13 protein-coding genes are annotated in these 18871 nt (G+C 65.5%); 10 read left to right on the forward strand and 3 right to left on the reverse strand.

Features of this window, described 5'->3' with window-relative positions; translation table 11 throughout:
- Positions 1 to 133 precede the first annotated feature (133 nt).
- The 8 genes from KT882_RS25875 to KT882_RS25910 all read left to right on the forward strand — a co-directional run bounded on the left by KT882_RS25875 (position 134) and on the right by KT882_RS25910 (position 9337).
- Complete coding sequence (locus tag KT882_RS25875; protein ID WP_161073367.1) at positions 134 to 1111, forward strand: ABC transporter substrate-binding protein; 978 nt, start codon at positions 134 to 136, stop codon at positions 1109 to 1111.
- A gap of 12 nt (positions 1112 to 1123) precedes the next feature.
- On the forward strand, positions 1124 to 1945 hold the full coding sequence (locus KT882_RS25880; RefSeq protein ID WP_161073366.1) for an ABC transporter permease: 822 nt from the start codon (positions 1124 to 1126) through the stop codon (positions 1943 to 1945).
- Between the two features lie 10 nt (positions 1946 to 1955).
- Positions 1956 to 2759 (forward strand): ABC transporter ATP-binding protein, encoded by an 804-nt coding sequence (locus KT882_RS25885; RefSeq protein WP_161073416.1) that lies wholly within the window; start codon positions 1956 to 1958, stop codon positions 2757 to 2759.
- An 82-nt stretch (positions 2760 to 2841) separates the two neighbouring features.
- Entirely contained in the window at positions 2842 to 4638 is a 1797-nt protein-coding gene (locus KT882_RS25890; RefSeq protein ID WP_228893641.1) for a sensor histidine kinase, read from the forward strand.
- Positions 4619 to 5980 (forward strand): sigma-54-dependent transcriptional regulator, encoded by a 1362-nt coding sequence (locus KT882_RS25895; RefSeq protein WP_228893642.1) that lies wholly within the window; start codon positions 4619 to 4621, stop codon positions 5978 to 5980. Before KT882_RS25890 ends, KT882_RS25895 begins: the two co-directional genes overlap by 20 nt.
- Positions 5981 to 6028: 48 nt before the next feature.
- Positions 6029 to 6256: a type II toxin-antitoxin system RelB family antitoxin gene (gene relB / locus KT882_RS25900; protein ID WP_161073363.1), complete on the forward strand. Its 228-nt coding sequence runs from the start codon at positions 6029 to 6031 to the stop codon at positions 6254 to 6256.
- Positions 6240 to 6503, forward strand: a complete 264-nt coding sequence (locus tag KT882_RS25905) for a type II toxin-antitoxin system RelE family toxin (RefSeq protein WP_161073362.1) — start codon at positions 6240 to 6242, stop codon at positions 6501 to 6503. Before relB ends, KT882_RS25905 begins: the two co-directional genes overlap by 17 nt.
- Before the next feature lie 95 nt (positions 6504 to 6598).
- Entirely contained in the window at positions 6599 to 9337 is a 2739-nt protein-coding gene (locus KT882_RS25910; RefSeq protein WP_161073361.1) for an alpha-1,6-glucosidase domain-containing protein, read from the forward strand.
- A gap of 138 nt (positions 9338 to 9475) precedes the next feature.
- On the opposite strand, the gene KT882_RS25915 is transcribed toward KT882_RS25910, so the two are convergent.
- The 3 genes from KT882_RS25915 to KT882_RS25925 all read right to left on the reverse strand — a co-directional run bounded on the left by KT882_RS25915 (position 9476) and on the right by KT882_RS25925 (position 14263).
- On the reverse strand, positions 9476 to 11155 hold the full coding sequence (locus tag KT882_RS25915; RefSeq protein ID WP_161073360.1) for an alpha-amylase family glycosyl hydrolase: 1680 nt from the start codon (positions 11153 to 11155) through the stop codon (positions 9476 to 9478).
- A 17-nt stretch (positions 11156 to 11172) separates the two neighbouring features.
- Positions 11173 to 12804, reverse strand: a complete 1632-nt coding sequence (locus KT882_RS25920) for an alpha-D-glucose phosphate-specific phosphoglucomutase (protein ID WP_161073359.1) — start codon at positions 12802 to 12804, stop codon at positions 11173 to 11175.
- A 106-nt stretch (positions 12805 to 12910) separates the two neighbouring features.
- On the reverse strand, positions 12911 to 14263 hold the full coding sequence (locus KT882_RS25925) for an MFS transporter (protein WP_161073358.1): 1353 nt from the start codon (positions 14261 to 14263) through the stop codon (positions 12911 to 12913).
- Positions 14264 to 14448: 185 nt separating this feature from the next.
- Between KT882_RS25925 and KT882_RS25930 the strand changes: the two genes are divergently transcribed.
- Positions 14449 to 16851: a glycoside hydrolase family 31 protein gene (locus KT882_RS25930; RefSeq protein WP_228893643.1), complete on the forward strand. Its 2403-nt coding sequence runs from the start codon at positions 14449 to 14451 to the stop codon at positions 16849 to 16851.
- Positions 16852 to 17028: 177 nt separating this feature from the next.
- On the forward strand, positions 17029 to 18846 hold the full coding sequence (locus KT882_RS25935; protein WP_161073356.1) for a monovalent cation:proton antiporter-2 (CPA2) family protein: 1818 nt from the start codon (positions 17029 to 17031) through the stop codon (positions 18844 to 18846).
- Positions 18847 to 18871 lie beyond the last annotated feature (25 nt).

Here is an 18871-nt window from a genome sequence, read left to right on the forward strand (position 1 = left end):
CCGCTCCCCTCCCCTCCCCGCCACTCTGCCGCAGCGCACCAAACGAATCAAATCAAGCACTTGCCTTTTCAGGACTGCTTGGCACGAAATCTGCTCAATAGCTCCTCACAACAAACCCGCTTAGGAGACGAGCATGAGCATCACCCGCACCATTCCCCTCGCTATCGCCATCGCAGCCGCATTCGCCGCCACCTCCGCCAGCGCGCAGGAAGTGGTCCGCCTCGGCAACCTCAAATTCGCGCACTACGGCGCCGTGTCGTACATCAAAGAGATCGCGCCCAAATGCGGCATCAAGGTCGAAGAGCACACCTTCGCCAAAGGCCCGGACGTGATGCAGGCCATCCTGGCCGGTGAGCTGGACGTGGGCGCCACCGCCTCCGAAGCGGCTATCCAGGGCCGCGCCAACGGCGCCCCGATCTACGTGGTGGCAGGCTTCGCCAAGGGCGGCGCGCGCCTGGTTGCGCGCCCGGACAGCGGCATCAAATCCATCAAGGACCTGAAAGGCAAAAAGGTCGGCGTCACGCGCGGCGGCATCCACGAAGTGCTGCTGGCGGCAGAGCTGCAGCAGGCCGGCATCACCTTCTCCGACCAGCCGGGCAAGGACGTGCAGTTGATCTTCCTGGCCTTCGCGGACCTGAACCAGGCCCTGCTCGGCAAGAACCTGGACGCCATCATGCAATCGGAACCGCAATCGTCGCAGGCCATCAACAAGGGCTTCGGCGTGGAAGTGATGAAGCCATACGACACGCCGATCGGCGAGCCGGTGCGCACCATGGTGATGAGCGAGAAGTTCTACAAGGAGCGCCGCGCCACCGCCGCCAAATTCATGAACTGCTTCGTGCAGGCCACCAAGACCTTCATCGACAGCAAGCCGACCGCCGAGAAGTACGTGCGCGAAGTGATCTTCAAGAGCCAGATCACGGCCGACGACTTCCAGGACGCCATCAGCAACTCGCCCTACACCTATGACGTGACCGCCCAGCACATCCAGATCACCACGGACGTGATGGCCAAGACCGGCGTGGGCAAGATGCGCAAAGCGCCGGTGGCCAGCGAGTGGGTGAAGACCGACCTGCTGGACGAAGCGAAGAAAAGCCTGAACATCAAGTAAAGCGGGGACACCATGAAAAAAATGAATTGGCGGGAAATCGGCACCGGACTGGTGGTGCCCGCCGTTGTCGTGCTGCTGTGGCAGGCCAGCGCCATGCTGGGCTGGGTCAATCCGCAAGTGCTGCCGTCGCCGGTGGCGGTGGTGCAGAAACTGCTTGAATACGCGCTGCCGCTCACCGCCTACGATTCGGCCGCCGGCTCCTGGCTGGCCTGGGCCGTATCGGGCGAGCTGTGGCTCGACACGCTGGGCAGCATGTACCGCGTGCTGGTCGGCTTCGCGATCGGCGCCGGCCTGGCGCTGCCGCTGGGCCTCATGATGGGATCGAGCCAGCGCGCCTACGCCTGGTTCAACCCATTGATGCAGCTGCTGCGCCCCATTCCGCCGATCGCCTACATTCCGCTGTCGATCCTGTGGTTCGGCCTGGGCAACGCGCCGGCCGTGTTCCTGATCGCCATCGGCGCCTTCTTCCCGGTGCTGATGAACACCATCGCCGGCGTGCGCCAGGTGGACGGCATCTACATCCGCGCCGCGCGCAACCTGGGCGTGAACCAGCGCACCATGTTCATCCGCGTGATGCTGCCGGCGGCCGTGCCCTACATCCTGTCCGGCGTGCGGATCGGCATCGGCACCGCCTTCATCGTGGTGATCGTCTCCGAGATGATCGCCGTGAACAACGGCCTGGGCTTCCGCATCCTGGAAGCGCGCGAATACTTCTGGTCCGACAAAATCATCGCCGGCATGATCAGCATCGGCCTGCTGGGACTCTTCATCGACATCGGCATGAACAAACTGAACAACCACCTGCTGCGCTGGCACCGTGGCCTGGAGAACTGAGATGAGCAAAATGGAAAAGAACTTCAGCCACATCACCGTGCGCGGCGTAAACAAGGTCTTCAAGAGCAGCGACCGCGAAGTGGTGGCGCTCAAGGACATCAACCTGGAAATCCCGCAGGGCCAGTTCGTCTGCCTGCTGGGACCATCGGGCTGCGGCAAGTCCACGCTGCTCAACGCCATCGCAGGCTTTTCGCCGCCGTCCAGCGGCGAGATCACGGCCGACAGCCGCATCGTGACCGGTCCCGGCCCCGAGCGTGGCATGGTGTTCCAGGAATACGCGCTGTTCCCGTGGATGACGGTGGAAAAGAACATCGCCTTCGGCCTCGAAATCAAAGGCATGTCCCAGGGCGAGATCAACCAGACGGTGGCCAAGCTGCTCGACATGCTCTCGCTGAGCGACTTCCGCCACCGCTTCCCCAAAGACCTGTCGGGCGGCATGCGCCAGCGGGTGGCGATCGCCCGCGTGCTCGCGCTGGACTCGCCCATCATGCTGATGGACGAGCCGTTCGGCGCGCTGGACGCCCTCACGCGCCGCAACCTGCAGGACGAGCTGCTGCGCATCTGGGCCGAGCTGAAAAAGACCATCATCTTCGTCACCCACAGCATCGAAGAAGCGATCTACATGGCCGACCGCATCGTGGTGATGACCTACCGTCCCGGCACCGTCAAGCGCGACATCATGGTCGACCTGCCGCGCCTGCGCGACCCCTCCGCCGCCGAATTCAACGCCCTCAAGCGCGAACTCGGCATGCTGGTGATGGAAGAGCAGCAGCGCCACCACAACGACGAAATGCGCATGGCCGCCGTCGACTAAACCTTCGGGGTCAGTTCTGTCATCACGTCATGCCTGCCGGCATGACGTGATGACAGAACTGACCCCGATGTAAAATCGCACCATGCGCGCAAAACTGTTCAGGGTACTGGTCTTTCTGGGGACTGCCGGGGTTGTCGCGGCGGCCTGGTGGACCGGTACGCTGCGCGCGCAGGCGGATCTGATGGAGCAGGGCCGGCGCCAGCTGGAGCTGCTGGCGCCGGATCTGCAGTCGGCCATGGAGAAGTATGAAACCCTGCCCTTCGTGCTGGGCTTCCAGCCGGACCTGATCCAGGCCCTGGCCCATACCGACGACGCGCCCACCATCGCGCGCCTGAATCAATCCCTGCAAACCATCCAGCAACAAGCCAAGGTCGGCGCCATCTACATGATGGACCGCACCGGCCTCACGCTGGGCGCGAGCAACTGGGACCAGCCGCTCGGCTTCGTCGGCAAGAACTTCTCCTACCGTCCCTACTTCAACGAGGCGCTGCATGGCCGCGCGGGACTGTTCTACGGCATCGGCACCAGCACCAGCGAGGCGGGCTATTTCATCGCGCAGCCGGTGTACCGCAACGGCACGGCAGGCGGGCCGGTGGCGGGCGTGGTGGTGGCCAAGATCAGTCTGGCGGACTTTGAGCAGACCTGGCGCAGCAGCGAGCACGCCATTGCGCTGGCGGACCGGCACGGCGTGATTTTCCTCAGCAACCAGCCGCAATGGCGCTACCGCAGCCTGCAGCCGCTCAGCGCGGCCACCACGCAGGAGCTGGCGCACACGCAGCAGTATATGGGGCAGACGGTGGCGCCGCTGCCCGCGCATCCGGGACAGTTCGCGGCGCGGCCGGTGGGCCGCCTGGGCTGGCAGCTGATGCTGTTTCCGTCGCAGGCGCGGGTGGCGCGCGCGGGCTTGCAGTGGGCGCTGGCGGCCGTGCTGTTGCTGTCCTGCGCGGCCGCGTCGTGGTGGGCGCTGCACCAGCGCCGGCGCAGGCTGGAGGAGCGCAAGGAGTCGCGCCAGGCCTTGCAGCAGGCGGCGCGCGAGCTGGATAGCCGCATCGTTGAACGCACGCAGCAGCTGCGCGAGACCAACCATGACCTGGAGAACAAGTACGCGCGCCTGAAAGCGGCCGAGCAGATGCTGCGCTCGACCCAGAATGAACTGGTCCAGGCGGGCAAGCTGGCCATGCTGGGCCAGATGGCGGCGGGCGTGACGCATGAGCTGAACCAGCCGCTGGCGGCCATCCGCGCCTTTGCGGACAACGCCCGCACTTTCCTGCAGCGCGGCCAGGCGGCGCAGGCGGAGGCCAACCTGGGCCACATCGGCGACGCCAGCGCGCGCATGGGCGCCATCATCTCGCAGCTGAAGGGCTTTGCGCGCAAGGATGAAGCCATCTGCGCGGTGGACATGGCCAAGCCGGTGCGCGCGTCGGCCTTCATGATGGAGAGCGAGTTCCGCCGCCACGGCGTGGCGCTCGCCATTGATGCGGGCGCGGAGCCGGACGCCGTCCCGCTGCTGGTGGCCGGCGATCCGGTGCGCATCGAGCAGGTGCTCATCAACCTGCTGCGCAATGCGCTGGACGCCGTTGAGGAGTCGCCCGAGCGCCAGGTCTGCATCACCCTGGCGCGCGTGGACGACCACGCCGAAGTGCGCATCAGCGACAGCGGCGGCGGCATCCCCGAGCAGGTGGCGGCGCACCTGTTTGAACCCTTCTACACCACCAAGCCGTCCGGCAAAGGCCTCGGGCTGGGCCTGGCCATCTCGTCGTCCATCGTGCAGGCGATGAACGGCCAGCTGACGGCGCATAATCTGCCTGGCGGCGGCGCGCAATTCGTGCTGCGCCTGCCGCTGCAACTGGAAAGCACCAATGCAAGCCATCCTCATTGAAGACGAAGCCGCGCTGCGCCTGGCCACCGCGCAGACCCTGGAACTGGACGGCTACACCGTGCAGGCCTGCGCCAGCGCGGAGGAGGCGCTGCCGCTGCTGCGCGCCGATTTCCCCGGCGTGGTGGTGACCGACGTGCGCCTGCCCGGCCGTTCCGGCCTGGAACTGCTGGCGCACGTGGCGGCGCTGGACGCCGAGCTGCCCGTCATCGTGGTGACCGGCCACGGCGACGTCACCATGGCCGTGGCGGCGATGCGCAGCGGCGCCTACGACTTCATCGAGAAGCCTTTCGCCTCCGGCCGCCTGATGGACGCGGTGCGCCGCGCGCAGGAGCGCCGCACGCTGGTGCTGGAAAACCGCGAGCTGCGCGCCGCGCGCGCCCTGCATCCGGACACGCCGGACCTGATCGGCCGCTCGCCCGCCATCGAACAGCTGAAAGTCCTGGTGCGCAATGTGGGGCCGGCGGGCGTGGACATCCTGATCAACGGCCAGACCGGCACCGGCAAGGAGGTGATGGCGCGCCTGCTGCACGCGGCCAGCGGCCGCAAGGGCAACTTCGTCGCCATCAACTGCGGCGCGCTGCCGGAGTCCGTGTTCGAGAGCGAAATCTTCGGCCATGAAGCGGGCGCGTTCACGGGTGCGCAGAAACGCCGCATTGGCAAGCTGGAATACGCCAACGGCGGCACGGTCTTCCTGGACGAAATCGAGAGCATGCCGATGGCGCTGCAGGTGAAGCTGCTGCGCGTGCTGCAGGAGCGCCGCCTGGAGCGCCTGGGCGCCAACGAGGGCGTGACGCTGGATTGCCGCGTGGTCGCCGCCAGCAAGGCGGACCTGCTGCAACTGAGCGCGCAGGGGCTATTCAGGGAAGACCTGTATTACCGCATCGGCGTGGTGACGATAGACTTGCCGCGCCTGCGCGAGCGGCGCGAGGACATCCCGCTGCTGCTGGCCCACTTCGTGCAGGAAGCCGCGCTGCGCTACCAGCGCCCGCTGCCGCAATGGAGCGCGCAGGACATGGCGGCGTGGCAGGCCGCCGACTGGCCCGGCAACGTGCGCGAGCTGCGCAACTTCGCCGAACGCCTGACGCTGGGCATGGCCCCTGTTCTCGCGCCCTCGGCGCCAACCTCCGCCAGCATCCCCGCGTCCCCCGCTCCGGTCTCCGGCGCGGCGGCAGACGCGTCCTCCCTCCCCCAGCAGGTCGACAACTTCGAACGCGACCTGATCGCGCAAGCCCTGTCCGCCGCCGACGGCAACGTCGCCCTCGCCGCCGACAACCTCAGCGTGCCCCGCAAAACCTTGTACGATAAGCTCAAGAAGTATCAAATCAGCACTGGCAAGAAGTAGACAGCGGGATTAGCATGGGGATCAGAATCCATCTAGAGGAGTGAAGCTGTGGCTACCACGATTCAACTGGACCCCAAGAACGACTTGATACTGGAAGATCTGGCAGCAAGGATAGGCCAGACCAAGGAAGAGTTGCTGCGTCAACTTGTCGACATTGCAGTAGAAGAGCTTGAGCACTTCTACTCGGCGGTGGAAATAGCGGAGAAGGTGCGTACTGGCGAGGAGCAAGTCTTTAGCTCCGCTGAAGTCAAGGCTCACCTTGGCCTGGCAGATTGACTACTCCACCGCGGCGAGGAAGCAACTGCGGAAACTCGATACTGCCATTTCGGCCCGCATTATCCACTTCCTCGAAACGCGCGTGGCGCCATCCCCACGCAGCGTAGGGAAGCCTCTGCACGGCCATCTCAGTTCGTACTGGAGCTACCGCATGGGTAACTATCGGATAATTTGCGAGTTGGACGATGGCATTCTTCGGGTCCTTGTGGTTACTGTCGGACATAGGCGCGACGTCTACAAACCATAGAATCGTAGTAAAGCTACAGCAATTGGATTACCATATCGGACAAATCCAAGCTGCAAATGCCAATTTTGTAGCTCAACTACTTTGGAGACGAGTCTATGGCTGGGAAGATGGGAGTGCGCCTGACGCTGGGCGCGGCGCTGGTGACGGCGGCGTTCGGGGCGCAGGCGTCCGTGCAGCTGGGCGCTTGCGACGCGCCGTTTGAAACCGTGCTGCAGCAGTCGAACACCTTCGACGCGCGCGCGGTCTGGCTGAACCGCCAGCTCGCCAAGTGGCCGGGCGCCGACGCCAGCGGCTCGTTCAAGCTCTATCACTCGGCCTCCGGCCAGATCAGCGCCGCCGCAGGCGCCAAAGTCTCAGGCGCGGACGGCGCGCTGGCGATGGGCCTCCACACCGCCGCCATCCCCGCCGACGCAGCCCAGCGCTTCAAGTACGTGGGCAACGGTGCCGTGCTGGCCGTGGAGCCGGCGGACCAGTCCAAACTCCCCGCCCTGCTCAAGCAGCAGCTGGTGCTGGTGCAGGAGAACGCCGACGGCACCGTGCGCGACGCCACCACCCTCCAGATCGCCGGCGCGCTGGATGACCTGTATGCGCGGGCTGCCCGCGTTACAGATCTTGGCGCCACCGTGGCGAAAGGCCATACCGCCTTCAAGCTGTGGGCGCCGACTGCGCAGCAGGTTTCCGTCTGCATCTATGACAACGGCTACGGCAAAGCGGCAAGTATCGAAAACATGCGCTTCGACGCGACCACCGGCGTCTGGTCCGCTTCGCGCCGCAGCAACCTGGCCGGGAAGTATTTCAAATACGCGGTGGACGTTGTCGCGCCGAGCAAGGGCCTGGTGCGCAATCTCGTCACCGACCCTTATTCCGTCAGCCTCACCACCGACTCGCTGCGCAGCTACATCGCCGACCTGGACTCGCCCAAGCTCAAGCCAGCAGGCTGGGACAAGGCGCCCGTGCCGAAGAAGGTCGCCGCGCAGACCGATATGTCCGTGTACGAGCTGCACGTGCGCGACTTCTCCATCAACGACAGCACCGTCAGCGCAGCCAACCGAGGCAAGTACACCGCCTTCACCGAGACCGGCTCCAACGGCATGAAGCACCTGGCCGCACTAAGCCGCGCCGGCATGACCGACATCCACCTGCTGCCGGTGTACGACATCGGCTCCGTGCCCGAGCAAGGCTGCGTGGTACCGCAGCCAAGCGGTGCGCCGGATGGCGAAGGCCAGCAGGCGCTGGTGGCGGCCACCTTCATCAAGGACTGCTACAACTGGGGCTACGACCCCTACCATTACAGCGCCCCCGAGGGTAGCTACGCCACCGATCCGGCCGACGGCGCGCGCCGCATCATCGAATTCCGCCAGATGGTGATGGCGCTGCACAAGACCAATCTGCGCGTGGGTATGGACGTGGTCTACAACCATACCTACCGTGGCGGCCAGGAAGAAAAATCCGTGCTGGACCGCGTGGTGCCGGGCTATTACCACCGCCTGAACGCCAAGGGCGTGGTCGAGCGTTCCACCTGCTGCGACAACACGGCCACCGAGAATATGATGATGGCCAAGCTGATGATCGATTCGGCCGAGCTGTGGACCCGCCATTACAAGATCGACTCCTTCCGATTCGACCTGATGGGCCACCAGCCGCGCGCGGCGATGGAGGCTTTGCAGGCGCGCGTGGACAAGGCCGCCGGCCGCCATCGCGGCGGCGCACCGATTAACCTGATCGGCGAAGGCTGGAACTTCGGCGAAGTGGAGAACGGCGCGCGCTTCGTACAGGCGTCGCAACTTTCGCTGAACGGCAGCGGCATCGGCACCTTCAGCGACCGTGGCCGCGATGCGGTGCGCGGCGGCGGCGCGGGCGATTCGGGCGAGAAGATGTTCAGCATGCAGGGCTATATCAACGGCCTGGTGTACGACGCCAACGCGCATGCGGGCCAGCGTCCGAAGGAAGACCTGCTGCGCACGGCCGATCTGGTGCGCGTGGGCCTGGCGGGCAGCGTGCGCACTTACAAGATGAAGACCTGGCAGGACAAGGAACTGGAGCTGCAGGCCATCGACTACAGCGGCCAGCCTGCGGGCTACGCCAGCGAGCCGGGCGAGGTGGTGAACTACGTGGAGAACCACGACAATCAGACCATGTACGACGTGAACGTGTTCCGCCTGCCGCTGGCCACCAGCGGCGCCGAGCGCGCGCGCGTGCAGATGCTGGGCGCGGCGATCAATGCGTTCAGCCAGGGAGTGGCCTACTACCACGCGGGATTCGACATCCTGCGTTCCAAGTCGCTGGACCGCAACAGCTTCGAGTCGGGTGACTGGTTCAACCGCCTGGACTGGACGTATCAGGACAACTACTTCGGCGTGGGCCTGCCGCCGGAGGCGGACAATGGCAAGGACTATGCGTTGATGAAGCCATTGCTGGCGAATCCTGCGCTCAAGCCTGCACCGGCCGATATCGCGTTTGCACGCGACGCCTTCCGCGACCTGCTCAAGATCCGCGCCAGCAGCACGCTGTTCCGCATGCGCACGGCGGCGGACATCAATCAGCGCCTGCATTTCCTGAACACCGGCTCGGCGCAGGTGCCGACGGTGGTGGCAGCGCGCATCGATGGCGCAGGCTATCCGGGCGCCGCGTTCAAGACGGTGACTTATCTGATTAACGTGGATAAGGTGGAGCAGAGCATTGTGGCGGATGAGGAGAAAGGCAAGCGCTACCGCCTGCATCCGGTGCATGCAGCGCCAGGCGCCGCAGACCAACGCGCGCAATCGGCCAGGTACGACAGCGGTACGGGGCGGTTCACCATTCCGGCGCGGACGGCGGTGGTCTTTGTAGAGTAAGCGGCGCGCCGGCATGGCGGGTTACGCGGGCTCCGCCCGCTAACCCGCCCTACGTTGTATCCAGGGTGCGTGGAAGGCCCGTAGGGCGGGTTAGCGGCGCGCAGCGCCGCGTAACCCGCCACAGCGCCGCCACAGCGTCTACTGCGCGGCCGCGCCCAGCAGCACTACCCCGCCCTTCACCGTCAGCGTCACTCCGCCATCCTTGACGACCGTGCTGGCGCCCGAGTAGTAGTCCTTCACCTTCTGCCCATCGGCAAACACGCCGCCCACCTTGATGATGCTGCTCGCAGCCGCAGGCACATCCAGCGCCACCACTACCTTGTCGCTCACGCCATCCTTCTCGTAAGTGCGCTTGAAGGTGTAAGGCTGGTCCGCAATCTTCTCATGCGCACCCGCCCCCACCGCCACGTGCGCGTGCCTGAACTGTCCCAGCCTGGCCCAGTGCGCGCGCACGTCGGCCACCTTGTAGCCGTCGCGCGCGGCATTCTTCGCCAGGTCGTCCCAATTCATATAGGTGCGCAGCTTAGCGTCCCCCTGCGCGCCCGGCGCGTCCAGCAGGCGCGCGGTTTCGTCGCCGTAGTAGATCTGCGCGGCGCCCGGCGCGAGCAGCAGCTTGCTGGCCGTCTCGAAGGGCTTCTTGCGCTCCGGGTCGAACGGATTTCCGTCATCATGTGAAGCGGTGTAATTGAGCACCGACTTCCCTTTCAGCGGCCCTTGCAGCGCCGCCGAATACTTGCTGAACAGCGTTTCATAGTCCTGCTTCGCATCCCACACCAGGCCGAAGTTGATCATGCTGTCAAAGCCGTTGTCGTAGAAGTCCACCATGGCCCCGCCGCCCATGTCGAACTGCCGGCCGTGCGCGATGTTGTAGTTGTAGACCTCGGCCAGCATGTAAAACTTGCCGTCGCCCAGCACCTTGCCAGGATGCGCGCGCTTCCAGTCCTCATGCGCTGCCGCAGCCACCGAGCCCAATTCCTTCCACACGCCAGGCTCGGTGTGCTTCACGGTGTCTGCGCGGAAGCCGTCCACGCCAAACTTGCGCACCCAGTCGGCGTGCCATTTCATCAGGTAGTAGCGCGGCGCGCGCGGGTAGCCGGTGCGGGCGAAGAACGCGTCCAGCTCCTTCACTTCGCGCTCATAGCGCCCTTCCTTCTTCCATTTCTGCACCAGCGCGTCCGGCAGCGCCACGTTCGCGTTGCTGTTGGTGAGCACGTCCGGCAAGCCTTTCACCAGCGTGCAGTCGACATTGGTCGCCACGTCCTTGTAGGTGCAGGCGGGATCGAGGCGCACCCAGTCCAGCGGCCAGGCTGGTTCCGCGTCCGTGAACGGCGCGGTGTGGTTCATCACCACGTCCAGCAGCACGCGGATGCCGCGCGCGTGGGCCGCGTCGACCACGTCCTTGAAGTCCTTCTCCGTGCCCAGGTTGGCGTCCAACGCCGTGAAGTCCTTCGCCCAGTAGCCGTGGAAGCCATAGGATTTTCCCGTGCCTTCGTCGGTCGAGCCGTGCAGCTGTTCAACCGGCGGCGTAAGCCACAGCACGTCCACACCCAGGCTGTCGAAGTAGCCCGCTTTCAGCTTGGCCAGCACGCCTTTCAGGTCGCCGCCCATGTAGCCGCGCTGCGGCGCCGCGTCGGCCTTGCGGCCGTAGGACAGGTCGTTGCTGCGGTCCGCATTGTTGAAACGGTCCGTCAGCAGGAAGTAGACGGTGGCGTTCTCCCACAGGAATGGCTTCGGGCTTGCCTTTGCGGGCTGCGCCGCCTGTGCGTTCATGCTGCCCGCGAGCAGCGCCAAAGACAATGCGATGGGAGATAGTTTCATGCAGTGCGTTCCTATGGTTATGTGATGACGGTCGGGGTGGCCCGGCCCGTGTGCAGGGCGATGCTGGCCACGCTCTCGGCGGCGGCGATCAAGCCTGCCAGCGCTTGCTGCGTGGGTCGGTGGTGCTGGGTAGGGTCGGCTTCGAACAGTTCCAGGTAGACGCGCAGGGTGGCGCCTTCGGTGCCGGTGCCGGACAGGCGGTAGACGATGCGCGAGCCGTCGCGCATGACGATGCGCACGCCTTGCTGCTGCACGGTGGAGCCGTCCACCGGGTCGGTGTAGGCAAAGTCGTCCGCGAAGTCGACGGTGTGGGCGTTGAGCACCGTGCCCGCCAGCGCGGGCAACTTGATGCGCAGGTCGGCCATCAGCAGGCGCGCGCCTTCGCTGTCGATGGCTTCGTAGTCGTGCCGCGAGTAGTAGTGGCGGCCGAAGCGCGCCCAGTGTTCCGCCACGATCTGCTGCACCGGCTTGCCGCTCGCGGCCAGCAGGTTGAGCCAGAACAGCACGGCCCACACGCCATCTTTCTCACGCACGTGGTCCGAGCCGGTGCCGTAGCTCTCCTCGCCGCACAGCGTGGCCATGCCCGCGTCGAGCAGCGTGCCGAAGAACTTCCAGCCGGTGGGCGTTTCGTAGCAAGGGATGCCGAGCGCCGCCGCCACGCGGTCCGCCGCGCGCGACGTGGGCATGGAGCGGGCGATGCCTTTCAGTCCGCCGCGATAGCCCGGCGCCACGGCGGCGTTGGCCGCCAGGATGGCCAGGCTGTCGGAAGGCGTGACGTCGAACTTGCGGCCCAGGATCATGTTGCGGTCGCCGTCGCCGTCCGAGGCGGCGCCGAAGTCGGGCGCGTCGGCGGCGGCCATCAGCGCAATCAGCTCGGATGCGTTGACGGGATTGGGGTCCGGGTGGTGGCCGCCAAAGTCCTCCAGCGGCACGGCGTTGATGACGGTGCCGGCCGGCGCGCCAAGCATGCCTTCGATAATGGCCTTGGCATACGGCCCGGAGACGGCGTGCATGCCGTCGAAGCGCATGGTGAAGCCGCCGGCGAACAGTGCGCGGATGGCCTCGAAGTCGAACAGGCGCGCCATCAGTTCGGCGTAGTCCGCCACGGGGTCGATGACCTCCACCTGCATGCCGTCCAGCTGCACCGTGCCTATGGTGTCGATGTCGATATCGGCCGCGTCGCTGATGCGGTACTGGGTGATGGTTTCGCTGTGGTGGAAGATGGCCTCGGTCACGCTCTCCGGCGCCGGGCCGCCCGCCGCGATGTTGTACTTCACGCCGAAATCGCCATCCGGCCCGCCGGGATTGTGGCTGGCCGATAGGATGATGCCGCCCGAGGCCTGCCGCTTGCGGATCACGCAGCTGACGGCCGGCGTGGACAGGATGCCGCTCCGCCCCACCAGCACCTGCGCGTAGCCGTGCGCGGCGGCCATCTTCAATATGGTCTGGATGGCGGCGCGGTTGTGGTAGCGGCCATCGCCGCCCAGCACCAGCGTCTTGCCGGCGCAGTCGCCCAGGGTATAGAACACGCTCTGGATGAAGTTCTCAAGATAGTGCGGCTGGCTGAAGGTGTGAACCTTTTTGCGCAGGCCCGAAGTGCCGGGCCGCTGGCCGGGAATGGGATGGGTGGTAACTGTCTGGATAGCCATGGTTGCTCCGCTCGATGATCGGTGATCGATGCCGCCAGGCGGCGGCGCAACCGCCGTTTTACCGCGTTTGGCGGCAAAACGGCGCGCGGCTGGCCTGCGCTAGCCGTCAGGAAGCTTGCTTGGCCGCGCCGTCCGGCAGCGCGGCGCGCTTGGCGCCGTGCTCGTGCACGAACAGCGTCAGCACGCCCGCCAGCACCATGCTGGCGCCACCCAGCGCCACCGTGCTGACCGTGTGGCCGGCGAAGAAGTGCTTGGTGACGAAGCCCAGCAGCAGTCCGCTGAGGATTTGCGGAATCACGATGAAGAAGTTGAACACGCCCATGTAGAAGCCCATGCGCTTGGCGGGCAGCGCGCCGGCCAGGATGGCGTAGGGCATGGTCAGGATGCTGGCCCACGCAATGCCCACACCTATCATCGGCAGCATCAACAGGTTCAGGTTATGGATCAGCATGATGCTCATCAGGCTGGCGCCGCCGATGACCAGGCAGACCATGTGGACGAATTTGCGGCTGGTTGCGCGTGCGAAGACCGGCAGGATGAAGGCGGCCAGCGCGGACACGCCGTTGTAGACCGCGAACATGATGCCGACCCAGTTGCCCGCTTCCTGGAAGGCGGCCGATTGCGCGTCGGCGGTGCCGAACACATTGTCGGCCACGGCGTTGGTGGTGTAGATCCACATGGCGAACAGCGCCACCCAGGTGAAGAACTGCACGAAGGCCAGCTGCACCATGGTTTTCGGCATGCTCATGAAGCCGCCCAGGATTTCAACGATGGCGTGCTTCAGGCCAGGCTTGCGCTCTGCGCGGAAGGCTTCCAGGTTCTCCGGCGGGATTTCATTGGCGGTCAGCACGGTCCACATCACGGCCAGGAAGTAGGCGGCGCCGCCGGCGTAGAAGGAGTAGCGCACGCTGTCCGGAATGGCGCCGTTGACGGGCACATTGCTCACGCCCAGCACGTCCGCGAACAGATAGGGCAGCAGCGAGGCGATCACCGCGCCGCAGCCGATGAAGAAGGTCTGCATCGCGAAGCCGGTGGTCTGCTGCGAGGAATCGAGCTTGTCGCCGACGAAGGCGCGGAACGGTTCCATGGACACGTTGATGGCCGCGTCCATCAGCCACAGGACGGCAATGGCCATCCACAGCGCGCTGGAATTGGGCATCAGGAACAGCGCCAGCGAAGCCAGTACGGCGCCGACAAAGAAGAAGGGACGGCGGCGGCCCCAGCGCGGGTGCCAGGTGTTGTCGCTCAGGTAGCCGATAATCGGCTGCACCAGCAGGCCGGTGACGGGCGCGGCCAGCCAGAACAGCGGCAGGTCGTCGGCTCCGGCGCCCAGCGTGGCGAAGATGCGGCTGGTGTTGGTGTTCTGCAGTGCAAAGCCGAACTGGATGCCGAAAAAGCCGAAGCTCATGTTCCAGAGCTGCCAGAAACTCAGCCTGGGCTTGATGGATGGTGATTGCATACCTGCCTGTCCCCGATTTTTATGGTCCTGGCTGGATGCCGGACGGAATGTGTAGCGCTACTTTGTAGTAAAGTAACACGGTGATATTGCGATGTCAATCCACGTACTCATAGTAGAATTAGAAGGTTAGCCTGCTTTCAGCCCACTTCGAGACACTGTTTTGTAGTCAAATAACAGAAAACTATATGACAACACCTACCTTAGCCAAGATCGCCCTCCTGCTGCTGGCCAGCCCCCTCGCGCTGGCCCAGAACGCCGACCGCAAGCTGCAAAGCGCAGCCCTGAACGGCAACCAGCTAGAGATTACTACCAGCGACGGCAAATACCTCATCAAACCGTATTCGCAGCGTATCGTGGAAACCACGTTTATCCCGCAGGGAGAAGCCTACGATCCGACCTCGCACGCCGTGGTGCTGGCGCCCGGCAAGGACAGCGCCACGCTGAAGGACAACGGCGGCAAGCTGGAATACGCGGTGGCGGGCGGCATCAGCGTCACCTTGACCAAGGCGCCGTTCCGCATCGCTTACGCCTACAAGGGCAAGCCGCTGGTGATGGAGAAGCGCGGCTACGCCAAAAAGGAAGGAGCCGAGGTGATCGACTTCGAGCTTGATGCGGACGAAGCCCTGTACGGCGCCGGCGCGCGCGCGGTGGGCATGAACCGGCGCGGCAACCGCTTCACCTTATATAACAAGGCGCACTACGGCTACGACGACCGCTCGGAACTGCTGAACTTCACGCTGCCGGTGGCCATGTCGTCCAAGATGTATGCGCTCCACTTCGACAACGCGGCCATCGGCCACCTGGACTTCGACAGCAAGAAGGACAACACGCTGGCCTACGAGACCATCAGCGGCCGCAAGACCTACCAGGTAATCGCAGGCGACAGCTGGGAAGACGTGGTGGGGAGCTACACCAGTCTGACCGGCCGCCAGCCGCTGCCTCCGCGCTGGGCCTTCGGCAATTTCGCCAGCCGCTTCGGCTACCACAGCGAGCAGGAAGCGCGCGCGGTGGTGAAGAAGTTCGCCGACGAGAAGATCCCGCTGGACGCCATCGTGTTCGACCTGTACTGGTTCGGCAAGGACATTAAAGGCACCATGGGCAACCTGGCCTTCGACAAGGACAACTTCCCCACGCCGAAGAAAATGGTGGCGGACTTCTCCGCGCAAGGAGTGAAGACGGTGCTGATCACCGAGCCCTTCGTGCTGACCTCCTCCAGCAAATGGCAGGACGCCGTGGACAGCAAGGCGCTGGCCACCGATCCAACCGGCGCTCCGGCGCGCTACGACTTCTACTTCGGGAACACGGGCCTGATCGACATCTACAAGAAGGAAGGCAAGGACTGGTTCTGGAATATCTACAAGGGCCTGCGCAACGACTACGGCGTGGCCGGCTGGTGGGGCGACCTGGGCGAACCGGAAGTGCATCCATCCACCGTGCAGCACGGCACGGGCACGGCGGACCAGGTGCACAACACCTACGGCCATGACTGGGCGCGCCTGATCGCCGAGGGCTACCAGAAGGACTTCCCGAACGAACGGCCCTTCATCCTGATGCGCGCCGGCTATTCGGGTTCGCAGCGCTTTGGCCTGATCCCATGGTCGGGCGATGTGAACCGCAGCTGGGGCGGATTGAAGGCGCAGCCGGAGATCGCGGTGCAGATGGGCATGCAGGGCCTGGGTTATATGCACTCGGACCTGGGCGGTTTCGCCAACGCCTACCTGGACGACGAGCTGTACACGCGCTGGCTGCAGTACGGCGTATTCCAGCCTGTGTTCCGTCCGCACGCGCAGCAGGAGGTGCCGTCGGAGCCGGTGTTCCGCGAGGAGGCCACCAAGGCGCTGGCGCGCGAAGCCATCCGCCTGCGCTACAGCATGCTGCCGTATAACTACACGCTGGGCTTCGACAACAGCCAGCAAGGCTTGCCGCTGATGCGCCCCATGCTGTACGAGGAGCCGCAGAACGAAGGCGCGCGCAACCTGGTGTCGTCCTATTTGTGGGGGCATGAGTTCGTGGTGGCGCCGATCACCGAGCCGGGTGCGCGCCGCAAGGAGGTCTACCTGCCGGGCACCAGCCCTGCGTGGTTCGACTTTAACAGCGGACGCCGCTACCCGGGCGGCATTACCGCCGTGGTGCCGGTCGCGCTGGATCATATTCCGGTGTTCGTGCGCGCGGGCGCGTTCATTCCGATGGTGGCGCCGGTGCAGAGCACGCGCGAGTACAGCACGCGCAAGCTGGAGCTGCACTACTATCACGACGCGGCTGTGCTGTCGGGCAGCGGCAAGCTGTATGACGACGATGGCGCGACGCCGGATGCCTACGCCAAGGGCAAGTACGAGATCGTGCGCTTCGCCAGCGCGGCCAGTGCGCAGCAGCTGGTGATTACGCTGGAGTCGGAAGTGGGCAAGCAGTATCAGCGCCCCGAGCGCAGCGTGGCGCTGACCGTGCACAACGTGGCCGCCAAGCCGGCAGGCGTGACGCTGGAAGGCAAGCCTGCCAAGTTTGGCTGGGACGCCAAGCGGCAGCTGCTGACGGTGCAGGTGCCCGCCACCACGCGCGCGGCGAGCACCGTCGCGGTCTCGCTGCGCTAGGCTGCTGCGGCCGATCGGCGGGTTACGCTTCGCTAACCCGCCCTACGATCCGCAAATATCCATGGACGCTGCGTAGCCCGCCAACACCCGCCGCCACCCCGCGCCTCCCCCTCACGCGCAATTGTAAAATCCGCCACGCCATCGCATACTGCTGTCTCACACAGTAAAGGATTTGCGATGGAAGGCTCCAATCTCCTCTTGATGGCCCTGGTCTACCTGGCCGCCGGCGTGCTGGCGGTGCCGGTGGCGCAGCGGCTCGGCCTCGGTTCGGTGCTCGGCTACCTGGTGGCCGGCCTGCTGATCGGCCCTTCCGCGCTGGCCTTCGTGCACGACCCGGCCGAGGTGATGCACTTCGCCGAATTCGGCGTGGTCATCATGCTGTTCCTGATCGGCCTTGAAGTGCAGCCCTCCCTGCTGTGGCATATGCGCACCGCCTTCTTCGGCCTGGGCGGCCTGCAGGTGCTGCTCAGCGGCCTGGCGCTGGCCGCCATCGGCGTCGCTTTCGGCCTGGACTGGCAAGCCGCCGTGGCACTGGGCTTCATCCTGTCCCTTTCGTCCACCGCCGTGGTGCTGCAGTCGCTGGAAGAAAAAGGGCTGCGCAAAACGCCCACCGGCCAGGCCGCGCAGGGCATCCTGCTGTTCCAGGACGTGGCCACCATTCCCATGATCGCAGCGCTGCCGCTGCTGGCCGACGACAACGTGAGCAACGCCGCCGAAACCGGCCTGCTGAAAGGCTATCCGGCCTGGGTGCATGCCGCCGCCGTGATCGGCGCGGTGGTGATCGTCATCGTCGTTGGCCGCTTCCTGATGCGGCCCGCGCTGCGCTACATCGCCAAGATACGCTCGCGCGAAATCTTCACCGCCGCCGCGCTGCTGCTGGTGGTGGGCGTGTCGCTGCTGATGCAGGCTGTGGGCCTGTCCGCCGCGCTGGGTGCCTTCCTGGCCGGCGTGGTGCTGGCCGACAGCGAATTCCGCCGCGAGCTGGAGGGCGACATCGAGCCGTTCCGGGGCCTGCTGCTTGGCCTGTTCTTCATGTCGGTGGGCGCCAGCGTCAACCTGGCGCTGGCGGCACAGCACCTCGGCCTGCTGGCGGCCATGGTGTTCGGTCTGATGACGGTGAAGACCGCCATCGTCTACGGCATCATGCGCGTGTTCGGCATCCCCTCGCGCACGGCGGCGCAAACCGGCGCGGCGCTCAGCCAGGGCGGCGAGTTCGCCTTTGTGCTGCTGGGCCTCGCCTCGGCCGCCGGGGTCATCGCCGCCGACGTTTCGTCGCTGTCGGTGGCCGCCGTCGCCATCTCGATGGCGCTCACGCCCTTCGCGCTGATCCTGTATGAACGCCTGGCCGGCCCGGGCTTCTCCAGCAAGCCGGAGCCGGAAGCGGGCGCGCTGGAGCACGAGCCGGACGTGATCGTGGCAGGCTTCGGCCGCTTCGGCCAGATCGCCGCGCGTCTGCTGATGGTCAACAAATTCAACATCTCCACGCTGGACGCCAGCGCCGAGCAGGTGGAGCTGGTGCGCCGCTTCGGCCGCCGCGTCTACTACGGCGACGCCACCCGGCTCGACCTGCTGCGCGCCGCCGGCGCGGCCCAGGCCAAGTTGCTGATCGTGGCCATCGACGACCGCGACCAGGCCGAGGCGCTGGTGGAAATCGCCAAGCAGTACTTCCCCAACCTCACCATCCTGGCGCGCGCCTACGACCGCCGCCACGCCTACCGCCTGCTGGACCGGGGCGCCCACGTCGTCGAACGCGAAACCTTCGAGGGCGGCCTGGCCATTGGCGAGAAAGCCTTGCGCGCGCTGGGCCTGGCGCCGGAAGCGGCGGCCAAGGCCAGCGCCAGCTTCCGCCGCCACGACGAGGACATGGTGGCGGCGCTGGCCAAGGTGTGGGGCGACGAGGAGAAGTTCGCCGTGGCCTTGCGCGAAACCAGCGACCGCATGAACCAGCTGCTGGCGGCCGATCTGGAGGAAACCCCGCCGGAGCCCGCGCGTTGATCCAGCATCTGCAACTTGCATGATT

Source organism: Pseudoduganella aquatica (assembly GCF_020865585.1).
In the GTDB taxonomy this organism is placed as follows: domain Bacteria; phylum Pseudomonadota; class Gammaproteobacteria; order Burkholderiales; family Burkholderiaceae_D; genus Rugamonas; species Rugamonas aquatica_A.

Bases quoted from the DNA above. Each gene is read 5' to 3' on its own strand.
- KT882_RS25875 (WP_161073367.1), top strand. From the start codon at position 134: ATGAGCATCACCCGCACCATTCCCCTCGCTATCGCCATCGCAGCCGCA.
- KT882_RS25890 (WP_228893641.1), top strand. From the start codon at position 2,842: ATGCGCGCAAAACTGTTCAGGGTACTGGTCTTTCTGGGGACTGCCGGG.
- KT882_RS25910 (WP_161073361.1), top strand. From the start codon at position 6,599: ATGGCTGGGAAGATGGGAGTGCGCCTGACGCTGGGCGCGGCGCTGGTG.
- KT882_RS25895 (WP_228893642.1), top strand. From the start codon at position 4,619: ATGCAAGCCATCCTCATTGAAGACGAAGCCGCGCTGCGCCTGGCCACC.
- KT882_RS25885 (WP_161073416.1), top strand. From the start codon at position 1,956: ATGGAAAAGAACTTCAGCCACATCACCGTGCGCGGCGTAAACAAGGTC.
- KT882_RS25925 (WP_161073358.1), bottom strand. From the start codon at position 14,263: ATGCAATCACCATCCATCAAGCCCAGGCTGAGTTTCTGGCAGCTCTGG.
- KT882_RS25930 (WP_228893643.1), top strand. From the start codon at position 14,449: ATGACAACACCTACCTTAGCCAAGATCGCCCTCCTGCTGCTGGCCAGC.
- KT882_RS25920 (WP_161073359.1), bottom strand. From the start codon at position 12,804: ATGGCTATCCAGACAGTTACCACCCATCCCATTCCCGGCCAGCGGCCC.
- KT882_RS25880 (WP_161073366.1), top strand. From the start codon at position 1,124: ATGAAAAAAATGAATTGGCGGGAAATCGGCACCGGACTGGTGGTGCCC.
- KT882_RS25915 (WP_161073360.1), bottom strand. From the start codon at position 11,155: ATGAAACTATCTCCCATCGCATTGTCTTTGGCGCTGCTCGCGGGCAGC.
- KT882_RS25935 (WP_161073356.1), top strand. From the start codon at position 17,029: ATGGAAGGCTCCAATCTCCTCTTGATGGCCCTGGTCTACCTGGCCGCC.